Here is an 18,641-nt window from a genome sequence, read left to right as displayed (position 1 = left end):
CTTGCTTTATTGGGTACTGAATTATCAGTCTCAAAAAACAAGGGAGTTGTTTTTTATGCTACAATTTGATTATGACATTGATGATTTCATGAGCTATTGCCAAAGTCAAAATCTAAGACCAAAAACAATGCAAAGTTATGAGCAAGCATTAAGAATTTTTGAAAGGTATATGATGGAAATCCATAATGTAAAGGAAGCTTCAGAAGTCAGGGAAGGGCATATTAAAGAGTATATTCAGTATTTATCTGAGAGAGGAAAATACACTGTAGTGGCAAATGACCATACAAAAATATTGAATCATCCTGATAATCGCTCAGATCACAATAAGCCAATGAGTAACACTTCTATTAATAATTATCTTCGAAATATTAAAGTTTTTTTCAATTATCTCAGCGAGAATCACTATATAAAATCAAGTCCATTTGCAAGGATTAAAAGACCGCTTAATAATAATCATAGACCTGTTGATTACCTTTCAGATGAAGCTTTTGTAAATTTAATAAAATCGTTTGATATGTCAAAGTTCCATGAATATAGGGATTGTACTATTTGCCAACTACTTATTGATACAGGTATGCGGCTTGGAGAGACTCTTCTAATCAAATTAACAGATATGGATATGTTAAGACGTTCAATTTATTTACAACCTGAAAACACAAAATCAAAGAAAGGCAGGATGGTTTTTTATAGTGCCGAAATGGGAAAAATCATAAAAAGATGGTTACAGTTTAAGGATCGCTATCGTGACAGCGAATATCTTTTCTGCACGAATAATGGCAAGCCGTTAGCAATCAGCAATTTTGAAAAGAATTTCAGGGACTATACTCAAAGTGTTGGAATTAAGAAAGCTCATCCACATATGCTTCGCAATAACTTTGCTAAACGCTTTCTAATGAATGGGGGAGACATTTATACACTCAGCCGTATTTTAGGTCATAGCAGCGTTACAGTGACAGAGAAGGCATATCTGGACTTAGATAATGAAGACTTGAGAGTCAACTATGCACCGTATTCTCCGCTGGAAAAAATCATGAAACGAAAATAAAATAGAGCATAACTAAAAGCAGACTACCGCCGTAAATGGATTGGTAATCTGCTTTTTATTTGTGCTTTATTTTTAATGCAATTTATTTGTAATCCTAATAAAATCCGAACATAACTCTTTACCCATGAAATTACATTACAGGATGCTACTCGTTCAAAAACCATAATGTAGTTATATGATTTTCACACTTAAAACAAGAGATATGCTCAAAGCCGTATAACTTTGCCATACAGAGACTTAAAGGCATTCAGAGTGTAATTTCATTATTGTTAGCTATATGCGCTCTAACAAGCCTATAAATAGTTATAAACAAATGTGATGTTACAATGCCATTTTTTATAAGCAGGAATAAGTAAAATTAAAGTGATTTCAAGAGAAAAGTGCTTAGGGGTATAATTTCATGGGCAAATAGTTTGTGTCTAATTTATATGTTTATTATAATGATTTTGTAGCAAATTAAATAGTTGCAAATTTGCAATAGCTATATAAAAGGAGAGTATAAGGATAATCAATGTCTGGCAGTTAATGACTATCTCAAAATAGTATAAGAAAAGCGTCTACCGAAGCAGACGCTAATATTAGAGTTCTTCCCAACACTGTTCTTTCCCACCCCATCCAGCAGCCTTGCAACTTTTATTTTCACAATTGTTGTTACTACATTTTGGCGGGTTTGGAAATTTGAATCTGTTCCCTGCGTCCGTATTATATGATTCTATAATGGTCACACCGATTCCATATGTTTTACAAATTGCCTTTATTGCATGAGATTGTAACGGCATATTATCCCCTCCTTTTCTCCATAATAATTCCACATTATACCATTGTCAATAGAGAAGAAAAAGCAAAAGAGAATTTATCTCAAGCTGGTAAAGATAAAAAGTGAGTCCGTAAAATCGCTTTCGCCGGAATCAGCGGAAGCGATCAAAGGTACAATATTATCTCCTTCACTTCGTTACACGCTTATACAACATAAGAGTTTCTCTATATTGTTCTGCTTCTGGGTTCCTTATAAATTCTATTGATTTATCATGATTTTTCTTTACTTCAGTTTCAATTTCTTCTAATGTTACATGAAAAAATTCTTTACGGTTGTTTATCATATTAACTTTTCTATCACTAAATGCTTGATGAAGTTTAGCTTCTAGGGTAGGAGCATCATCACTAAAGATCATAGCATGAATATCAAATTTAAATGGAACAGATGCTCCTCCTAGTTCATCAATTCGTTCTTGAGGATCAAGCCTTCTTGTCATTCCAATTTTATAAATATTATTACCGAACGCGCCAATATTGGAGATAATATAGACGTAGCCAGCTCGTTTGTTAGCTTCCCGATAATCAACATCTTTTAATGCTTTTTCTAATTCTTGAAGTTGATTATCTATTTCAGATCGTTTGTTACTTAAAATGGTCTGTTCCTCTATGCTTACAGTATTATGTATTCGATTATCTATTTGTACTAATTGATTAGAATAATGTTTTTGTTCTTTGACAATTTCAGCGCGGCGGGTAGCAATTTCTTTTTGTACCTTAGCCTCTTCAAGTTGTTGCTCACGTAAAATTCTTCTTTCATCTTTTTCATCCTGTTTTTTCTGTTCATATTCATAGCAAAGATTTAATTCATTTATCTTTTCATTCAAATAATTTTGTGATATGAAAATACTTGATGAATTGTTAAATTGATTTATAAGATTATATGATTGTTCAATCCTTTTTTTAATAGATTCATAATTATTAAACTTTACTTTTAAAATTAAGCCTTCACTTTCGGTATTAAAACTTCTAATTGCTTCTTTCATAAATTGCTTAACCCAGTGCTCCCCTTGGCGAATACTACTGTTTACTGTCCATGTTATGTTACAAGAGATAGCAGTTCCACTTTTAATCATTTTTTTTTGTCGTTGACGGCATTCATTTATTTTTTGTTTATAATCATCTGAGTTTCTTAAATTATAAATTGGTTCGTATAAGCCAAATTCTTGATATAAAATATCGTCCTTTAATTCAATTATTTTATTATTCATATAGTTTACAGTTCGGTCTAATGGCTCAATTCTTTTATTTAGTTTTATCAAATAAATAAGTTTGATTACAATGATTAACTCCAGCATTGCTTTTTGTTTATTTAAAATCTGAAGTTGCTCCTTTATATCTAATAGTTGATAATGTTCATCTGTTACCATACTTAATAGCCTTTTGTTATTTTCCAACTGCTTATTATTTTGCAATAATAAAGTAGCTATATAATATTGAAGAAATTGTATATTATTATTTAGAATAGTAATTTGACTATTATCAATATCTGCTTTAGGCGTTGAAGTAAGAGATGATATTATTATATTTATACATTCCTCAATGTTTACCTCACCAGAACATAATTTTAAAGTATTGATGATGCCAGTTTGTTTAATTATTGAGCTATTCAATTTTGTGATTTCATCATGATACTGAATATTTTTATTAGAAATTTTTTGGTTTAATCTCTCTATGTATTCTTTATATTTTTTATTTATGGATGAATCAAAAAAAGACATTCTAACATCCCTCCTAAATTAAATTATATTTCTATGTTGTAGATATTACAATATTCTTACATATAAGAATGCAACTTATCACCAGAAAGTGACAGGCTGCTTTTTTTGTGCAATTATTTTTAGAATTATTAATTAAGAATCTAAGTTGTTATCAGAATTTGAATTATAAGTATCTGGAATATATTCAACAATATCATCGATATTACAATTTAGTATTTTACATAGTTTCATCATAGTTTCTATAGTGACACTTCTATTTTTTGTTAAACTATTTACAGTTTTTGGATTTATTCCGTATTTTGTTCTGAGATCAATTTTTTTAATATTTTTTTCTTCCATTAATTGAAAAAGTTTGGTATAAGAAATTGGCATATTATACACCTCGAAATATTTAGAAATATTATATATATAAGTATATCCTTAAAAGTATTTTCAGTCAATGAATGTTATTATAGTACCAAAAAATATACTATTTATACAAATAATTAGTATATAAATTGGAACTTAAGTCTATTGAAATTTAGTATACTTATTGGTACAATATAATCGCAGTCAAGGGCAACCACATAGATAGTAAAATACCAAGAGATGCGATATAATACCGACCAAAACACTACCCATCTGATGATGGCTTGCTGGGAACAGGCCGAAACACTTTTTGTGTCGTGGGAACCCATTGGCTCAGGGGATCATATGCCGCCCCTTTTATCTTATAAATTGTTCTTTGAAAAGTAAAATGTTGTATCAGAGAAACAATAGTCGAAGGTGGCAGCTAGAATGCAGACAGGCTATTCGCTAGATCAGGTTTTAAAAATCGCGGCCTACAATTCTAATATGGATTATAACCAATTAATGATAAAAGTTTATGATCCTATCCTTGAAGCAGACCGCAATAATCTCAGGTATCCCAAATTTACAAAGTATAAAAAATATGGAGGACAACAAAATGAAAATGGTTAATTGTGGTGGATTGGTAATCAGTTTAAAGGATTTGGATTTTGATCACGCCGAAGATATTGATTGGGGAATATCAATTCCAGTCAAAGGCATTGATGAACTGGATTTAGTCAAATTCAACTTGATACTAGATTATGAAGACAATGACTTTATCCTTTTTTATGAGGATGTACTTGACCCTGATAACATGGGTTCAGATGAGCTGTTTGCATTTGATATTCCTGAAACAGATTTTCTTCAAGCTGTCCTTGATAATTCGAAGGTTAAGGAGATTATGGATAACTTTGAAGCCAGTATTATATATGTAGACGAGGGCGTAACAGTATGAGCAATGATGAACAGGAAATCATTCCAGTTGAATACGTTGATATAGAATCAATATACATTCCATCAATATTTACTAATCATCCAGTATCAGATAAAAAAATCCGCAAAGTTCAATTGTACTATGATATTTTTCATCGACTTGATAAACCGATCACATTGTTTTCCAGCGACAACAGGCTAATGTTGGATGGTTACGCACGTTTCGTATTTGCCCTGTCTCGTAATTTAAAGGAAGTACCAGTTATTTATCGAGGATTCTGAAGAACATAAAAAAGGACTGGTGAAATTAATCATCAGTCCTTTGGGTATTTTCAGCATCGGTATCAGTTTCATCCTTTATCATTTCATAGTATTTTTTGAATACATCAGAAACCTCGTCATATAAATTTTGTCTCTCATCATGATTAAGCTTACTAAGAGTAAAAAAAGGTATACCGATTATTGCCATCATAAAGCCTAGGTCAAAACGCATTGAACGAATAAAAGATTTTAATTCTCTTTCGGCGAATTTAGAGTCATGTTTAAAAACCTCTGTAAATCCTGAGTTCATTATCTTTATTAAACGCTTAAATTCCTTTTGGTTGTCTATGGTATCTATTGTTTTATAAGTTTTTATATTCTCTTGACTTGGAATATTACTATCTTCTTCGTTTTCCAAATCACTAATAGATGAAACATCAGAATCATCTTCTGAATTCGCTATGAGATTTTGAATTTTTTGTTTAGCTTCATCATCATTATTAATATCGTATAGTATTTTAACAATATTAATAAAATCGGATTCTTTCATGCTTTTAATATTTCCATTTTCCAAGGCAGATATATAGCTTACTGAGTTTCCTATATCTTTAGAAAGTTTAGAGGCAGAAATACCCTTTTTATTTCTAACTTCTTGCAATAGATGGGATAATCTACTTGTTAATTTATATTTTGCTTCCGGCATAATATCACCTTTTCTAGTTTAATATTTTTAATTATACATGAAATATCTATATGTGTCAATAGTGTGATAATTACAACTAACACGATAAATATTATTAATCTATCGTAAATATCGAATAAATCTATTGACAAATAATATAAAAAGACTATAATTAGAATTAGAGAAGAGGACAAGAGCACACAAGACTGGACATTGAAAATTAAACAGCTAAGGATAAATCCCTTGAAAATTTGACAGCGCCATAAAACTATACATTTTTGCTGTCATGATTACTTAGGTGTCAGCCGCCGTAAGGCGATTAAGCATATATCATTATATATAGAAAGGGGTGAGTCCCATGAGGCAAAAAGAAAATAGACCCCGTTGTGTTGTAGCACAAACAATCTATTCCCTCTAATGTTTATTCTTGACAATAAATAATCATCTTATTCGATAAAAGATGATATTCAGCATATTTATTTTAATCGGATGAGATACAAAAATGATTCTTGAAAATTAGTAAAGGAAGTAAATAATGAAGATTCTTGATAAAGCGGATACCATTTTTGAAGAAAGCAACATCAGCAATATAAGCTTTGGCTATTCCGAAGCAACCATTGTTTCTGATGGTGTATTGGTTCCTTGCATCTCTGAAAGATTGGATACCACGCTCTCTAAAACTTTGGGCAATGGAAGGGAAAATTTCATTCCGGCTCTGGTTTTGAATGTCAAAAAGGATAAATTTGAAGCGCATTTCTGTATTTACGATTATCAGCTAGCACATAAGGGACAGAAGCCTGAAATTCCGATGAGGACATTTGCAGATACACTAAGCCAAGGCGAAGTATTGTATAAAATCGCTCAATATGACGTTGTGTTCAGTGAAGCCGAGAAGGGTTATATTCTTTGGGAAGCTTTCAGAACCACTAGCAATAATTGGATGCAATCCGTTATGGAAACTTGCAAAACAATGGATAAGATCGGCGGCTGGGACAAACTCAAAAGAAACAATTTGGAACTTGTTAAAAATGAAAGAAGAGGTAAATAAAACTATGGCAAATAAAGTAGTATATGAAAAAATCCCTGTAGATCAGCTTCAGTATGATTCCAGACTCAAAGAGTGTGATGATGAACTTGTTAGTTTTATCAGTCAAACACTTGATTGGCAGTTCAATAATGAATTAGCTCAATTTCCTGTAAAGCATGGTATTGAATATCTGGATGCTTTGTGCTCTGTGAAATTTGATACCTTGGGACGCAACGACAAGAAGAAGATTATTGAGGTTATGGAAATGGTACTTAAGAAAACAATAGGCGAAGCCAAACAGGGCTTAGAAAGTGAGGACAAATAATTATGACAGATGAAGAAATTCGAAATAAGGCTATTAATCCAGAAAACCACAAATTGTTGTTTGATTTGATTCAGTATAACCGTAAACATGGGATGAAGAGTGATGAACAAATGGTTGAGATGTGGAATAAAGGGTATGAATCTCTCAACAAATATCGAAACTCGGATGGCAAAATTGATATTGAATATGCTCTATCTGTATTAAATCAGGATTAACTAAATCCTTCCGGAGCGGCAACCGTTAAGCTGCCGTTCCTATGAGGAATAGCAAATAAGAGTTGAGTCGTAGCAGGGTGGGCGAGTCCTGCCCTGCTATCATTTCAAATTTAAGAAAGAAGGATTATAAACGTCACTGAAAACAGAATTTATTGATATGGCAAAATTACTCATTGGAAATAATGAAAATTATGAGATAGTGACAGATATGCCGGTTTATATTTGTCCTCAATATGGTGAAATTGATTCTGTTAATGCTCACGATTGCGAACATTGTGAAGAAAAACAACAGGGTAGATGTAATGGCGTAATCAAATTTCATGCAGATGTAGGGGTAGAAAATTATCCAGATGATTACTTCCTATATGCTGTTTTCAATCAAAAACCAAACAAACAATTAAAAAGCAGTATCTATTATATAAACGCCAGATCGCAATTGCTTAAGACAATGGCCGAGCTTAAGTCAGAGGTTGATAATTGGAGGAATTATTGTGCTGAACAATATGAGTATTTTGATGAACTAACAAGTTACGCAAAAGAATTCATGGAACGAGTCCAAAAAGATTTTGCTATTCCTTATCAAAAAGATATTTTGCCTTTAAAATTGCATTCTGAATGCTATGATACCAAACAATATTGTGCTGATAATAAAGACGGAATAACGCAAGGGAACTTTTGCCCGTATTTAAAACAATCCGAAATTAACATTTATGAATGCAATCCTTCATATCAAAAGAGAAATGAACAATCTATAAGACATGAAATAATTCATTATATATTGTGGACACAAAATCTAAAAGAAAATGATGATACAGCGGTATTTCATCTTATGACTGAATACTATGATGCCAATCCTTATAAACCGATGACCAGAGGAGAAAAGACTCTCTATAACAGGTATAAAAGACTCTGTGTTTTACTTGACATATTCCAAAAATATTATCCTGATATATGTCAGGAAGCTACAGGCGAAGATAATTTGAATTCAATAAAGAAAACCTTAATGTTAGCTTTAGGCTGTAAAGATAGGCATAAAGAACAGCGTAAAAACTTTAATGGGTTATATCGAACCTATATGAAATACGAGCATCTCTTAAAGAGCAAGTGTGCAGCAGCTTGAATATTAGCCCCTCCCGGCTACTTTACATTTATTAGGTCAATTATTTTCGCCAGCAGCTATATAGTTGTTTGGTTTCACTGTAAAGCCGGATTTTTTGCTCCGAACCGAAAATCGAACGATGTTTCACGGCGATTCGTTAAAATGCACAAATAAACAACAAATTGAAAGGATCGTGACCAATTTATAAAGACAGTAGGAAATAAATATATTCCAATTTACAGCCTAAAGATGGCTAATTACCTTATCCGAAATGGATATGATATGCAGCGTGTTTCCATGAACTATAATAATACCTCCTATTGTGTATTTGAATTCATTGATACAACCGCATTACGCCAAACTATGAGCCTGTTTAAAAGACGGGGGGCGTAACCTGTATGTCAAATGAACTTCAAAAGCATCATTTTGAATTACTGCTGAATTTACAAGAAGACCAATACATAGCTGATGCTATTACTCCTGAGATGATGTCTGAATGGAAACTAGGACATAAAATATTAATTACGGCAAATACAGGGGCAGGAAAAACGTATTTTATTATGAGCACTATTTATCAGGCCTGTAAAAAAAGCGGCTATAAAGTATTACTTCTCACAAACAGGGTATCATTAAAGGAACAATTAATTGCATTGTATGGAGAACAGTCCGAAGACCTTATAAAAATCATGAATTATCAATCATTTGCAAAATATATCAGCTTTCACCCTGAAAAGATAGAGAATAAATATACCATAGTTGTTGCGGATGAGTGCCATTTTTTCTTCAGTGACTCCACATTTTCAAATGATACGGATATTCCGTTGAATTATCTTATAAATAACACTGATAGTCAATTGGTAATGTTCATTAGCGCAACCAGTAGAATATTACAGTATTATTTTAAAGGCTTGAATGATCATAAGATTGATTTTAATTATCAGTTCATTAGACCATATAGATTCAATGAGTATTACTATTGGGATGATATTGAAGTTATCAGGAAAATGCTTATGTCATTGCCAAAAGATGAAAAGGCAATATGCTTTTGTAGCAATATAAAACAAGCTTACAAATTGTATATGGATATGCGTGATTCATCAGCTTTTATATGTGCGACTAATAACCCAAAGTTTGGCAAGTATTGTTCTACAGAAACTTTAAAATCATTGAAAGATAATCAGAAGTTTGAAGAGCAGATTTTGTTTACAACTTCGGTTATAGAAAATGGTATAAACATTTTTGATTCACAGGTAAAACATATAATTATCGATCTGAAAGATTTTGATACTATTATTCAGTGTATAGGCCGTAGACGAATAACCGATAAAAATGATTTACCCAATATTTATATAAAACAGTTTAAACAGTCATCACTTCAGACGCAAATTAATAATCTTGAGCGCAAAATGAAACCGTTAGAATATTTCAGAACCCATAATAATGATGACTTTAATAAACAGTATGGAAAAAAATCAACCTATGGATTACTCTATACTGAAAGCTTATCCAAAGATCAAAATATATGTCAGTATGTAGTCAATTCAGCCCGTGAGATGAAATATAAATACGATATGGACTTATTACAACAGATAAATAAAGATGATGGTAAATTTGGTCATTTAAAATATCTGTGTGATTATATGCAAATACCTTTTGAAGAATTTCAAGATTTATCACTGTATTATGACCAAGTAACAATTTTAGACAAGCTGAATTATTATCTTGATAAACAATTATTTGGAGAAGACAAATCTCAATTCATTGATTTTTTAAAAAAGGATGTTCTCAAACCTTTGCAGGGCGGTTATAAGGTGTGTACTATCAACAAATATTTTGAAGATATAAATATACCATATTACATTAAAGAGGATAAAGAAAATAGTAGAAAAAGTCCAAATCGGAATAAACGATACTGGATATTAAAATCAAAAACATTAAGTGAATTGAATCAAGCATCATAAAATAGTTGTTAAATAAATATCAAAGTGGCGTCACAATCAGCGATTTCTAATATATATTAGGATTTCAAGATTGTGGTGCCAAAATAATAAAAATTGAATCAGACAGATTTTAAGAATGAGTTTGGCGCAGTGTAAGCTGCGACAATACTCAGGCTTAAAAGATGGCTCCCTGCTTCTCAAAGCAGGGAAACCCCTGTCTGGAAGACGAAGTATAGTAACAAATCAAATTTATAGTTAGAAAGGGAGATATAAATTAATTGCTCACACAGAATTTATATAACATTATAAAATTGACAGGTAATGATATTGTAAGTAATGTCCATGTTGAAACTGTAACTCAAGGAAAAAAGAAAAAGGAAATTAAAAGTTTTCGTGTTGCTCATATTAGTATTGATGAAGCAAGACAGAATAATAGTCTCATTAGCTTTGCAGACAACTTCATGTTCAGAGAAATCAGAAAATATAATAATGATCATTCAACGCAATTAGAAGTAGCTGACCATGTGGAGTTGTTGCGGGAAGAAATCAAGAAGATAAAAAAACTTGAAAATACCCAAGAAAATAGGAATGCTCTATTAGCTAAAATAAATGAACTTGATGAATATTTGTTTGTGCCGGAAGTAATTAGCGTTACTTCTTACAAAAAGGATTACTCCAGATTTGCTAAGAAAGGCTTCTATTATGATGGCAAGCTATATACTCGCTATTGTGCTTCGTCAGGTAATTTAAAAAGTAATACAGCCCTTTTTATGCTTGATGATGTAAATAAAGCCGTATCAGATGTATTTGCTTGTGGACATAAAGATATTTCAAAATCAGAAGAGGTGATACCCGAGAAGTATGGCGCATATAAGGGTTTAACAACCAGTGGGATAAATTTTATCACTTTGCCGAAGGTGGTTGTAATCCCTGATTTTGAAGAAATAACCCCCAAGGGCAAGGTTAATTTTGTCGAGAAAAATATCATTGATGGACAAGTAGAATATAAGGTTGTACCAAAAGATTTTGATAGCATTTTAAATAGCTTTGATGGAATGGGATTAATTTCTTCCGCTAAAGTAGGGCAGTACTGTACAGAATTAGGACTTGACTATGAACCAGCCGCTCTTAATATCCGTGCTATCGGTGTTAAAGGCTTATTGATAAACTTTGATTTCCATGAGCTTGCAAAAGAAAATAATATTATATGGATTAAAAATCTGAAGGGCGATCTTGTAAATATAAATAACTATGATGTATTGTTGACTGCTTCACAATGGAAGCTTCATGGGCTGTACGATGACGATTGGGGAGCATTTGATCGTGTGCAGCAAGATAATGACTTAGTTTGGGGAGTACAAAGAGTAACACCTAAGCAGGATGATGATACTGTTAAGCTCAATTATCAGTTGGTTCAGTCGAGTAATTTGAAAGATGATGATATTGAGGAGTTACTAAAGCCTACAAAAGAACTGTTTACAAAGCTTGCCGAAGGTGATGACTTTACTACAATAAAATATTTGATGGAAGAAAATCTGTTAAACGATGAAACAGATCATTTTAGAGGTACTATATTAAACCAGGCATTACTACGAAATAGAAGTTTATTGCAGGATACTTATGTTAAAGAGGAAATACATAAACTTGTTGCAAGCAACTTGAAACTTGCTAAAATTGCAAAGATTCTTTGCAGAGGGATGTACTCTTATATGGTTAGTGATCCTTATGCACTAGCACAGTGGGCAATTTTCAGGGACAAAGATAAAGTAACCGGCTTAATTCCTGCGAATTGTATTTTTTCTAAATACTGGAATGATAGAAATGCTGATGAAGTGGATGCTTGCCGGAGTCCCATGACTGATATAGCAGAACATAACATTCTAACAGTTTGCAATGATACAAGTGTTGGCTCAGATACATTTGCAAAGATGAAACATTACTATAGTCATATCTACAGTGGAATTATTTACTCTATATGGGATTTATCCACAATTATCCACTCGGATAGTGATTGGGATTCTGATCAATGCCTTACAACGGACTCAGCCGTACTAAAACGTTGTGCTTATCGTGATGCCCTTCCCGTAACATATCAAAAAGGACTTACAAAAGCGCAAAAGAAAAAATATACCATTAAAGCAGCGGTCGAGAGCGATTTAAAGGGATTTGGTAATAAGGTAGGATTCTATTCTAATAAGACTACCAGCTTCTTTGCAATGTTACCGCTGTTTAATAAGGACGAGCAGAAAGGGATTTTGGACAACATCAGAATTCTAAGACTTATTATTGGAGAAGAAATCGACAGCACAAAAACTGGCGTTAAGCCAAAATTACCGGTAGAATTTATTTACCAAAAGTTAAAATCAGACGATACAAAAGAAGTGAGAAAAAAGAAAATGGAACACAACACGTTTGTTCCAAAATATAAACCATACTTCTTTCGTTACAGGGATACCACTGATAATGATAGATTTACAAAGTATCAAAGCCATATGAAACCTATTTGCCAACGACTACTTTATATTACACTTGATAAACTTCTGGCTTTGAAAGATGATGAACTAACCGATAAACAAAAGAATTTTAAACAAATCTACATAGACTGTTCACCTCTTCTATTAACTAATTGCGTTATGAATAAGCTGTGCTGGAATTTAGAAGAATTCGAGAAAACTATAGCTGACAAACTAAAAGTTGATACAGAAAAAAATTATGTCCTATTAGGCTTTGCGAAAGAAGTAGATGTATCAGTTGAAGATAAAGCGCAAGTCATTGAAGTATTTAACCGATATAATAAAAAAGCCGCTGAAATAATAAAAGAAATCCATTCAAAACGCAGCACTGACGATGAGAAAAAAGAAATTATAATGGAAGAAAAAGAAAAAATGCAGGATGAAACCAAAAAGGAACTCTATAAAATTTGCAGTAATAAATTTATGCTGTTTGATCGAGTTGTTACTAGTTTGAAAGATATGGATAAGGACAAAGTAAATCAATTTATTTGGAAAGTATTTGAGTATGATCTTCTCAGTATTATTCCAAAAGATAATATAATTCTCAAAGCCGAAAGAAAAAACAACGGAGATTATGATATATTCGAGGTGACAAGAAATGATTATATGGCAGGATAAGTTGTTAGCTGATAGCGTTCTTACTCAAAGAAAAAACAAAGAAAAAAGTGAAGATTATTGGGCGGTTCTTCTTACAAAGTATTTTATATTATTGAATGCTAAAGCGAAATCCTGTAACGGCGAAATTGATATAATAAAGATAAGAAATTACTTTGGATATTTTGAAGACAAAGAATATATTAGCAATAATAAGGAGCAAATAAAAGAATATATTAAATCTTTGCTAATTGAACCAAATGAAAAAAGAATTAAGTCTATTCTTAAATCTGTGAATAGCCATATAAGCAGTATTATAGATGGTAAAACCGATAAGGTGTTTTTTAATGATAAGTCGATAATAGTTTATAAATCTGAGATTGAAACCTTAGATAAAATCAAAAATGAAATTCTACGAAAATATTTACTTATATGGTTAGTTTGGCAAAAAGCGTATAATAACCAATTTCATCAACCGCATGAATGGTGTATTGCCAAAGACGAGGAACTGTTTAAACTAGCTGAGGGCAAGGGAAATAGTCAAAGCGGACAACGTTGTAATAACTTCAAAAAGCTAACAGAAAACGGATATATAAGTTATGACATTCGGATGTCCACTGAACCAAGAGAACGCTTTCCCCAAAGGTTGTATAAAGTAAATATTCTTCAGCATACTGGTGACATAGCTTTTGTAATCAAAGATTTCCAGCACATTTATGAACACTATTTAATGCTTAAAAAGGGAAAATATAAATTCTGCGAAAGTTGCGGAGCGTTGTTTCCATACAAAAGAAGTACTAGAAAATATTGTGATGATTGTGCAAGATAAATAATATTGCGCGTAAGCACTCCAAAAAATCCTTTATTTATAAGGCTTTTAAGGGGTGCTTATCTATTTTATAAATGGAAATATAAATATATAAAATTTTATTATAACACATATTTAATATATAACGCAATAGATTTTAAAAATATTTTTTGGAAGGAGTAATGCAATGTGAAATTGCAGATGCAAGTAGAGCAATTTGTAAAAAATAATGGAATCAAGAAAAGTTATGTTGCAAGTAAATGTGGACTAACTCCTAGCGATTTCAGCTTATGGCTGCACAACAAATTATATATTAATCCAGAGATTGAAATAAAAATTTCTGAGTTTATTAATCTTCGGTAATAACAAGGTTATCGGCCTTGCGTTACATATGACTGTTGTGAGATAGTCTACTTTTGCAGACTTTAGGATTTAAGCATAACTCATTGGTAAGCGTTTGCCGTTTACCGTAACAGGATCATGCCCTGTCACCTCCTCAAATTGTGTGTAAACGGCTGTGGTGAACTGATGGCTTCTTAGATGGGAGCCGGATTAAAGGATGGACAACACCTCCTGCGCTGTGAAGCGTTGCCTAAACATGAGTATCGTTAATCATGCGGTATTCCTCAACTTTCTGGGTACATCTACGAGCCTTCGGGTTGGGGGTGTACCTCAATTGCAAGTGCCATTAATGTTGGTCTTTCGTGCAGCCAATACTAATGGATTGATATATTCCTTTTTGGCATTGTGGGGAAGCATCTTGAATGATGGAACGGTGAGAAAGAAAGAATGGAACGGTGAGTAGGGTGCTTCCCCTATAATGCAAATATATATTGTATTTGTAAAAATATGGTATATAATAGCAGATAAGAAATTAAATTTGATTAGAGGTGAGATAAATGGTTCGTGATGACAAAGCAAAGCAAAGAGACATAGATCAAGCTTTTGATGAAGCAATTGCTAATGTTAAAGGTGATAGTCAAAAAGATATTGAAGAACTTACAAATAAGGAAATGATCGAAATCTTCAAATCTGTATTGAAAAAAGTTGTTCCTAGTGAACAGAAAATAGTAGATGTAATAAATAAAGAGCTTCGGTCTCAATCGAATGGGTCAGGACATATTTTACAGATTTAATATTACAAATTTCATTTAGAGAGTAGTCAATCCGGCTACTCTCTATTTTTATGTCCAAATTATTAATGTATAAAGGAGAATGAAACATTGAGTGAATAAAAATTTTGATTATATCGTTGTGCAAGATCAGCGAGAAAATACAAGATGGTATGTTGTTAATGATGTTGTGTTACCCAAGAGTCGAAAGCGTTGGCTTGAGTTGGAAAACCAAAAGACAGGCCAGCATAAGGAAGTCAAGATATTTTGGCTGCATGGTAGTAGTAAGTATTTGATTAGTGAAGAGATTTGTGAGGGTGTTTCTCTGTCTGATCGGTATCTATTTGCTAAGAAAATCGGCAGGGTACTTTTGGTAGAAGATAAAAGTTTTTGAGACAAACAATTTATTGTAGAAAGAAGTAGTGAAAATTGAGTAATGAAAACAGAGCAACCAAATGTAGAACTTATAGCAGAGGACGAAATTTTTAAAACAGTTAGAATTTATGATGAGTATTATCAAAATTATCTAGTATCGAATTATGGTAGAGTTTATTCCAAAAATGTAAATAGATTTTTATATCAGGGTATAGATAATCATGGTTATACACGTTTCAAAATATATAAAAATGGGAAAGAGAAGAAAATTTCAGGCCAGCGATTAGTGGCTTTTGCATTTGTAAAAAATCCGCAGCCTGATAAATTTAATACTGTCAATCATAAGAATGAGATAAAAACGGATAATTTCTATTTGAATCTTGAATGGACAGATGATAGGGGAAACCTTAATTGGGCTACTTGTCAAAAGCGTAGATCGACACAAAGAGCAAAAAAGGTATTACAATTTGATTTGAATAATAATCTGATTGCAGAGTATGACAGTTTGCCTGACATAAAGAAAAAACTAGGATATAACGGTTCTGTGATTTGCAATAGAATTAAGTCTGGTGAACCTTATCAAGGATATTACTGGAGACATACCAGTTAATAAATAAAATTAACATAATAAAAAGGAGATAATAATTAATGTTTGATTGTAATAAATGTGTTAATAAAAACACTTGTAAGGAAAATATTAGATTTGCAGATGATTTGCAAAACGATATTAAGGAACTGTCAGAAAAATACAAACATTTTTATGGCAGAATTAATGCATCATGTGACTATTTTATTAGTACTGAAAAAGATATTCCGTGTTGCTGTAAATAATATATAAATGAGGAGATAAAAATAAATGAATGAAGAAACAAGTACATATCAAATAGTAAGCAGTATTAGAATAGCGACTTCGCTAGTAGCTGATTATCCGTTTTTCAAAGATTTAATGAGCATTGAGAGAAACAAAAGTGATACGAGTAGAAGAGTCTGGTTTTTTAGGAGAAGTCCTGAGTTTGACAAGGTATTTAATGAATTGGTGGAAGAGAGCAGACAGTATAAAAAACAAAGACTAATCGAAAATATGGCTTTGTCTGAAGAAGATAAACAGGCAATTATTCATGGTGTTATAAATCAGCTTAAGTCTGAGAAAGATGAGGGTAAATAATATGAAAATTGAAATTACAGAGGAAGATAGACAATTTCTTGCGAACGCATTAAATTACATAACTTTATCTTTAGATGGATATGACCTTGATAATTCAAATTTGCCGAATGGCGATAAATTGAAAATATTGGGTAAGTGTTATTCTTTATTACAAATGTTTTTTCATGCAACCGATAAAGAGAAAGTAAATAAATAACCTTACTCTTTTTTATTCAATAAAGTATACTAAAAAGGTGTGATATAATTGTAAATATGTAAAGGAGTGAAATAAAATATGCTAAGTGATAAAAAACAGAAATTAGTGGATCTACTTATTGAAGGAAAGTCAACTAAAACAGATATTGCAAAGCTCTTAGATGTAAGCAGAACATGTATTTATGATTATTTGGATGATCCAGAGGTACAGGCTGAGCTTAACACTCGCTTGACGGCAATTAGAGACCAGAGCCAAAAGAAATTTGTAGCACAACTTGATCCAGTCATTGATGAGTTGTATAAAATAGCCCTAACAGCAACGGATACAAGAAGCCGGAAGGATGCCTGTATTTATTTGATAAATAGAGTTTTGGGAACACCCACTAATAATTCAAATATTACTGATGAACGCAATCAGGATGAAGACATTGATATTCTTGCAGCATTTGAAAGTGTTACAGGGGAAAATAAAGAAGATACAGAAGAATAAGTGAATATTACACAATAGTGATTATGTAATATTATAAATTGCCAACAAACATAGACCTAGAGCCAAATTCTAAATATTCCGTAAAAACGCTTGATTTTTAATATTACATATTATATAATTAACTCATAATAAGTAACATTGAAAAGGCGGCGTTATTATGGAGCGTGTTGATCCGATTAGAGATAAAAAGAAATTGGAAGCAATGAAAAAGTATCTCAAAGGGCAATCAGTAAGGGACTACCTAATGTTTATGATTGGCATATCATCTGCATTACGCATATCTGATATATTAATTCTTAAAGTCTCTGATATATGGGATGGTAGTAAGATCGCTCCATATATTAAGGTTAGGGAAAAGAAGACAGATAAGTCTAAAACATTCCCCATTACAAAGAACCTAGAAGGCGCTATTAAAGCCTATATGCAAGAGTATATCCCTATTACTTTAGATACCTATTTGTTTGCCAGCCGTAAGGGGAGTAACACACCTATCACTAGGCAGCAAGCACATATAATAATAAGTAATGCAGCTAAAGCAGTTGGTATTACAGATACTATATCAACACATAGTATGCGTAAGACATGGGGCTATTGGGCTTATAAAAGTGGTGTGAGTTTGGCCTTGATAATGGAAGCGTTGAATCATGCAAACATTAAGGAAACAAAAAGATATTTAGGAATTACACAAGACGATTTAAATGAAGTGTATATAAACCTGAATTTATAATTGACTCGAAAAGAATAATTAATAATAGATTGATAGAAGTGTATCGGATAGCCGGTATACTTCTATTTTTGTGTTTGGCGGTCGGCTGGTGGGGTTAGTTACAGAATTTCCACCAAAAAATAGAACCCAAAGTGAAGAAGGTGACACAATATATCAAAACAAAGTATAAATACAATCGAAAATACTCAGTTACTTTCTAAGTATCTGATTAAATATTACGGAGAAGATCAGGCGAAGCAGCTTCTTCTTCAAAATAAAGATAACCTATTTG

At 32.1% G+C, this 18,641-nt stretch carries 23 protein-coding genes; 20 read left to right on the top strand and 3 right to left on the bottom strand.

Annotation, left to right across the window (positions count from 1 at the left end; translation table 11 throughout):
- The first annotated feature begins 55 nt into the window (after positions 1 to 55).
- Positions 56 to 1,045 carry a tyrosine-type recombinase/integrase gene (locus tag VXK30_RS09980; RefSeq protein WP_275717904.1) on the top strand — a complete coding sequence of 330 codons (990 nt, stop codon included), beginning with the start codon at positions 56 to 58 and terminating at the stop codon, positions 1,043 to 1,045.
- 944 nt (positions 1,046 to 1,989) lie between these two features.
- On the opposite strand, the gene VXK30_RS09975 is transcribed toward VXK30_RS09980, so the two are convergent.
- Positions 1,990 to 3,579, bottom strand: a complete 1,590-nt coding sequence (locus tag VXK30_RS09975) for a DUF4041 domain-containing protein (RefSeq protein WP_275717905.1) — start codon at positions 3,577 to 3,579, stop codon at positions 1,990 to 1,992.
- A gap of 132 nt (positions 3,580 to 3,711) precedes the next feature.
- The gene (locus VXK30_RS09970; RefSeq protein WP_275717906.1) at positions 3,712 to 3,951 is read right to left on the bottom strand and encodes a helix-turn-helix domain-containing protein; all 240 of its coding nucleotides are present in this window, start codon (positions 3,949 to 3,951) and stop codon (positions 3,712 to 3,714) included.
- Between the two features lie 405 nt (positions 3,952 to 4,356).
- Here VXK30_RS09970 and VXK30_RS09965 point away from each other — a divergent pair, with 405 nt between their 5' ends.
- From VXK30_RS09965 to VXK30_RS09955, 3 genes are read left to right on the top strand one after another with little or no spacing between them, the layout of a single operon-like run.
- Complete coding sequence (locus tag VXK30_RS09965; RefSeq protein ID WP_275717907.1) at positions 4,357 to 4,539, top strand: hypothetical protein; 183 nt, start codon at positions 4,357 to 4,359, stop codon at positions 4,537 to 4,539.
- A complete protein-coding gene (locus VXK30_RS09960) occupies positions 4,526 to 4,864 on the top strand; it encodes a hypothetical protein (protein ID WP_275717908.1) in 339 nt (112 codons plus the stop codon). The genes VXK30_RS09965 and VXK30_RS09960 overlap by 14 nt, the downstream gene beginning before the upstream one ends.
- The gene (locus tag VXK30_RS09955) at positions 4,861 to 5,124 is read left to right on the top strand and encodes a hypothetical protein (RefSeq protein ID WP_275717909.1); all 264 of its coding nucleotides are present in this window, start codon (positions 4,861 to 4,863) and stop codon (positions 5,122 to 5,124) included. The genes VXK30_RS09960 and VXK30_RS09955 overlap by 4 nt, the downstream gene beginning before the upstream one ends.
- A 25-nt stretch (positions 5,125 to 5,149) precedes the next feature.
- On the opposite strand, the gene VXK30_RS09950 is transcribed toward VXK30_RS09955, so the two are convergent.
- The gene (locus VXK30_RS09950) at positions 5,150 to 5,806 is read right to left on the bottom strand and encodes a helix-turn-helix domain-containing protein (protein ID WP_275717910.1); all 657 of its coding nucleotides are present in this window, start codon (positions 5,804 to 5,806) and stop codon (positions 5,150 to 5,152) included.
- Positions 5,807 to 6,320: 514 nt separating this feature from the next.
- On the opposite strand from VXK30_RS09950, the gene VXK30_RS09945 reads away from it, so the two are divergent.
- The 16 genes from VXK30_RS09945 (at position 6,321) to VXK30_RS09875 (ending at position 18,370) form a co-directional block, all read left to right on the top strand.
- Entirely contained in the window at positions 6,321 to 6,833 is a 513-nt protein-coding gene (locus tag VXK30_RS09945) for a hypothetical protein (RefSeq protein WP_275717911.1), read from the top strand.
- Positions 6,814 to 7,137 carry a hypothetical protein gene (locus VXK30_RS09940; protein WP_275717912.1) on the top strand — a complete coding sequence of 108 codons (324 nt, stop codon included), beginning with the start codon at positions 6,814 to 6,816 and terminating at the stop codon, positions 7,135 to 7,137. Before VXK30_RS09945 ends, VXK30_RS09940 begins: the two co-directional genes overlap by 20 nt.
- 2 nt (positions 7,138 to 7,139) lie before the next feature.
- Positions 7,140 to 7,352, top strand: a complete 213-nt coding sequence (locus tag VXK30_RS09935; RefSeq protein ID WP_275717913.1) for a hypothetical protein — start codon at positions 7,140 to 7,142, stop codon at positions 7,350 to 7,352.
- A 157-nt stretch (positions 7,353 to 7,509) separates the two neighbouring features.
- Positions 7,510 to 8,472, top strand: coding sequence for a hypothetical protein (locus tag VXK30_RS09930; protein WP_275717914.1), 963 nt, complete (start codon positions 7,510 to 7,512; stop codon positions 8,470 to 8,472).
- Positions 8,473 to 8,655: 183 nt separating this feature from the next.
- On the top strand, positions 8,656 to 8,844 hold the full coding sequence (locus VXK30_RS17185; protein ID WP_442877870.1) for a DUF5659 domain-containing protein: 189 nt from the start codon (positions 8,656 to 8,658) through the stop codon (positions 8,842 to 8,844).
- Between the two features lie 5 nt (positions 8,845 to 8,849).
- A complete protein-coding gene (locus VXK30_RS09925; RefSeq protein WP_275717915.1) occupies positions 8,850 to 10,412 on the top strand; it encodes a DEAD/DEAH box helicase family protein in 1,563 nt (520 codons plus the stop codon).
- 257 nt (positions 10,413 to 10,669) lie between these two features.
- The gene (locus VXK30_RS09920) at positions 10,670 to 13,522 is read left to right on the top strand and encodes a hypothetical protein (protein WP_275717916.1); all 2,853 of its coding nucleotides are present in this window, start codon (positions 10,670 to 10,672) and stop codon (positions 13,520 to 13,522) included.
- Positions 13,503 to 14,327 carry a hypothetical protein gene (locus VXK30_RS09915; RefSeq protein ID WP_275717917.1) on the top strand — a complete coding sequence of 275 codons (825 nt, stop codon included), beginning with the start codon at positions 13,503 to 13,505 and terminating at the stop codon, positions 14,325 to 14,327. The genes VXK30_RS09920 and VXK30_RS09915 overlap by 20 nt, the downstream gene beginning before the upstream one ends.
- Before the next feature lie 168 nt (positions 14,328 to 14,495).
- The gene (locus VXK30_RS09910; protein WP_275717918.1) at positions 14,496 to 14,669 is read left to right on the top strand and encodes a hypothetical protein; all 174 of its coding nucleotides are present in this window, start codon (positions 14,496 to 14,498) and stop codon (positions 14,667 to 14,669) included.
- Positions 14,670 to 15,205: 536 nt separating this feature from the next.
- On the top strand, positions 15,206 to 15,442 hold the full coding sequence (locus VXK30_RS09905) for a hypothetical protein (protein ID WP_275717919.1): 237 nt from the start codon (positions 15,206 to 15,208) through the stop codon (positions 15,440 to 15,442).
- Between the two features lie 91 nt (positions 15,443 to 15,533).
- Positions 15,534 to 15,812 carry a hypothetical protein gene (locus tag VXK30_RS09900; protein WP_275717920.1) on the top strand — a complete coding sequence of 93 codons (279 nt, stop codon included), beginning with the start codon at positions 15,534 to 15,536 and terminating at the stop codon, positions 15,810 to 15,812.
- Between the two features lie 42 nt (positions 15,813 to 15,854).
- On the top strand, positions 15,855 to 16,403 hold the full coding sequence (locus VXK30_RS09895; protein ID WP_275717921.1) for a hypothetical protein: 549 nt from the start codon (positions 15,855 to 15,857) through the stop codon (positions 16,401 to 16,403).
- 246 nt (positions 16,404 to 16,649) lie between these two features.
- Complete coding sequence (locus VXK30_RS09890; protein ID WP_275717922.1) at positions 16,650 to 16,958, top strand: hypothetical protein; 309 nt, start codon at positions 16,650 to 16,652, stop codon at positions 16,956 to 16,958.
- A 1-nt stretch (position 16,959) separates the two neighbouring features.
- On the top strand, positions 16,960 to 17,154 hold the full coding sequence (locus VXK30_RS09885) for a hypothetical protein (protein WP_275717923.1): 195 nt from the start codon (positions 16,960 to 16,962) through the stop codon (positions 17,152 to 17,154).
- Positions 17,155 to 17,232: 78 nt separating this feature from the next.
- Entirely contained in the window at positions 17,233 to 17,643 is a 411-nt protein-coding gene (locus VXK30_RS09880; RefSeq protein ID WP_275717924.1) for a helix-turn-helix domain-containing protein, read from the top strand.
- 157 nt (positions 17,644 to 17,800) lie between these two features.
- Positions 17,801 to 18,370, top strand: a complete 570-nt coding sequence (locus VXK30_RS09875; protein ID WP_275717925.1) for a site-specific integrase — start codon at positions 17,801 to 17,803, stop codon at positions 18,368 to 18,370.
- Positions 18,371 to 18,641 lie beyond the last annotated feature (271 nt).

Source organism: Caproiciproducens sp. CPB-2 (genome assembly GCF_036287215.1).
Taxonomy (GTDB): Bacteria; Bacillota; Clostridia; order Oscillospirales; family Acutalibacteraceae; genus Caproiciproducens.
The sequence above is the reverse complement of the archived record's forward strand: the minus strand, read 5'-3'. Positions and strand labels throughout refer to the sequence as shown.

What these genes read in the sequence shown, in the direction of transcription:
- VXK30_RS09935 (WP_275717913.1), top strand. Translation starts at nt 7,140, where the DNA reads ATGACAGATGAAGAAATTCGAAATAAGGCTATTAATCCAGAAAACCAC.
- VXK30_RS09965 (WP_275717907.1), top strand. Translation starts at nt 4,357, where the DNA reads ATGCAGACAGGCTATTCGCTAGATCAGGTTTTAAAAATCGCGGCCTAC.
- VXK30_RS09940 (WP_275717912.1), top strand. Translation starts at nt 6,814, where the DNA reads ATGAAAGAAGAGGTAAATAAAACTATGGCAAATAAAGTAGTATATGAA.
- VXK30_RS09950 (WP_275717910.1), bottom strand. Translation starts at nt 5,806, where the DNA reads ATGCCGGAAGCAAAATATAAATTAACAAGTAGATTATCCCATCTATTG.
- VXK30_RS09960 (WP_275717908.1), top strand. Translation starts at nt 4,526, where the DNA reads ATGAAAATGGTTAATTGTGGTGGATTGGTAATCAGTTTAAAGGATTTG.
- VXK30_RS09925 (WP_275717915.1), top strand. Translation starts at nt 8,850, where the DNA reads ATGTCAAATGAACTTCAAAAGCATCATTTTGAATTACTGCTGAATTTA.
- VXK30_RS09890 (WP_275717922.1), top strand. Translation starts at nt 16,650, where the DNA reads ATGAATGAAGAAACAAGTACATATCAAATAGTAAGCAGTATTAGAATA.
- VXK30_RS09945 (WP_275717911.1), top strand. Translation starts at nt 6,321, where the DNA reads ATGAAGATTCTTGATAAAGCGGATACCATTTTTGAAGAAAGCAACATC.
- VXK30_RS09905 (WP_275717919.1), top strand. Translation starts at nt 15,206, where the DNA reads ATGGTTCGTGATGACAAAGCAAAGCAAAGAGACATAGATCAAGCTTTT.
- VXK30_RS09915 (WP_275717917.1), top strand. Translation starts at nt 13,503, where the DNA reads ATGATTATATGGCAGGATAAGTTGTTAGCTGATAGCGTTCTTACTCAA.
- VXK30_RS09975 (WP_275717905.1), bottom strand. Translation starts at nt 3,579, where the DNA reads ATGTCTTTTTTTGATTCATCCATAAATAAAAAATATAAAGAATACATA.
- VXK30_RS09930 (WP_275717914.1), top strand. Translation starts at nt 7,510, where the DNA reads ATGGCAAAATTACTCATTGGAAATAATGAAAATTATGAGATAGTGACA.
- VXK30_RS09895 (WP_275717921.1), top strand. Translation starts at nt 15,855, where the DNA reads ATGAAAACAGAGCAACCAAATGTAGAACTTATAGCAGAGGACGAAATT.
- VXK30_RS09880 (WP_275717924.1), top strand. Translation starts at nt 17,233, where the DNA reads ATGCTAAGTGATAAAAAACAGAAATTAGTGGATCTACTTATTGAAGGA.
- VXK30_RS09885 (WP_275717923.1), top strand. Translation starts at nt 16,960, where the DNA reads ATGAAAATTGAAATTACAGAGGAAGATAGACAATTTCTTGCGAACGCA.
- VXK30_RS09980 (WP_275717904.1), top strand. Translation starts at nt 56, where the DNA reads ATGCTACAATTTGATTATGACATTGATGATTTCATGAGCTATTGCCAA.
- VXK30_RS09955 (WP_275717909.1), top strand. Translation starts at nt 4,861, where the DNA reads ATGAGCAATGATGAACAGGAAATCATTCCAGTTGAATACGTTGATATA.
- VXK30_RS09970 (WP_275717906.1), bottom strand. Translation starts at nt 3,951, where the DNA reads ATGCCAATTTCTTATACCAAACTTTTTCAATTAATGGAAGAAAAAAAT.
- VXK30_RS09875 (WP_275717925.1), top strand. Translation starts at nt 17,801, where the DNA reads ATGGAGCGTGTTGATCCGATTAGAGATAAAAAGAAATTGGAAGCAATG.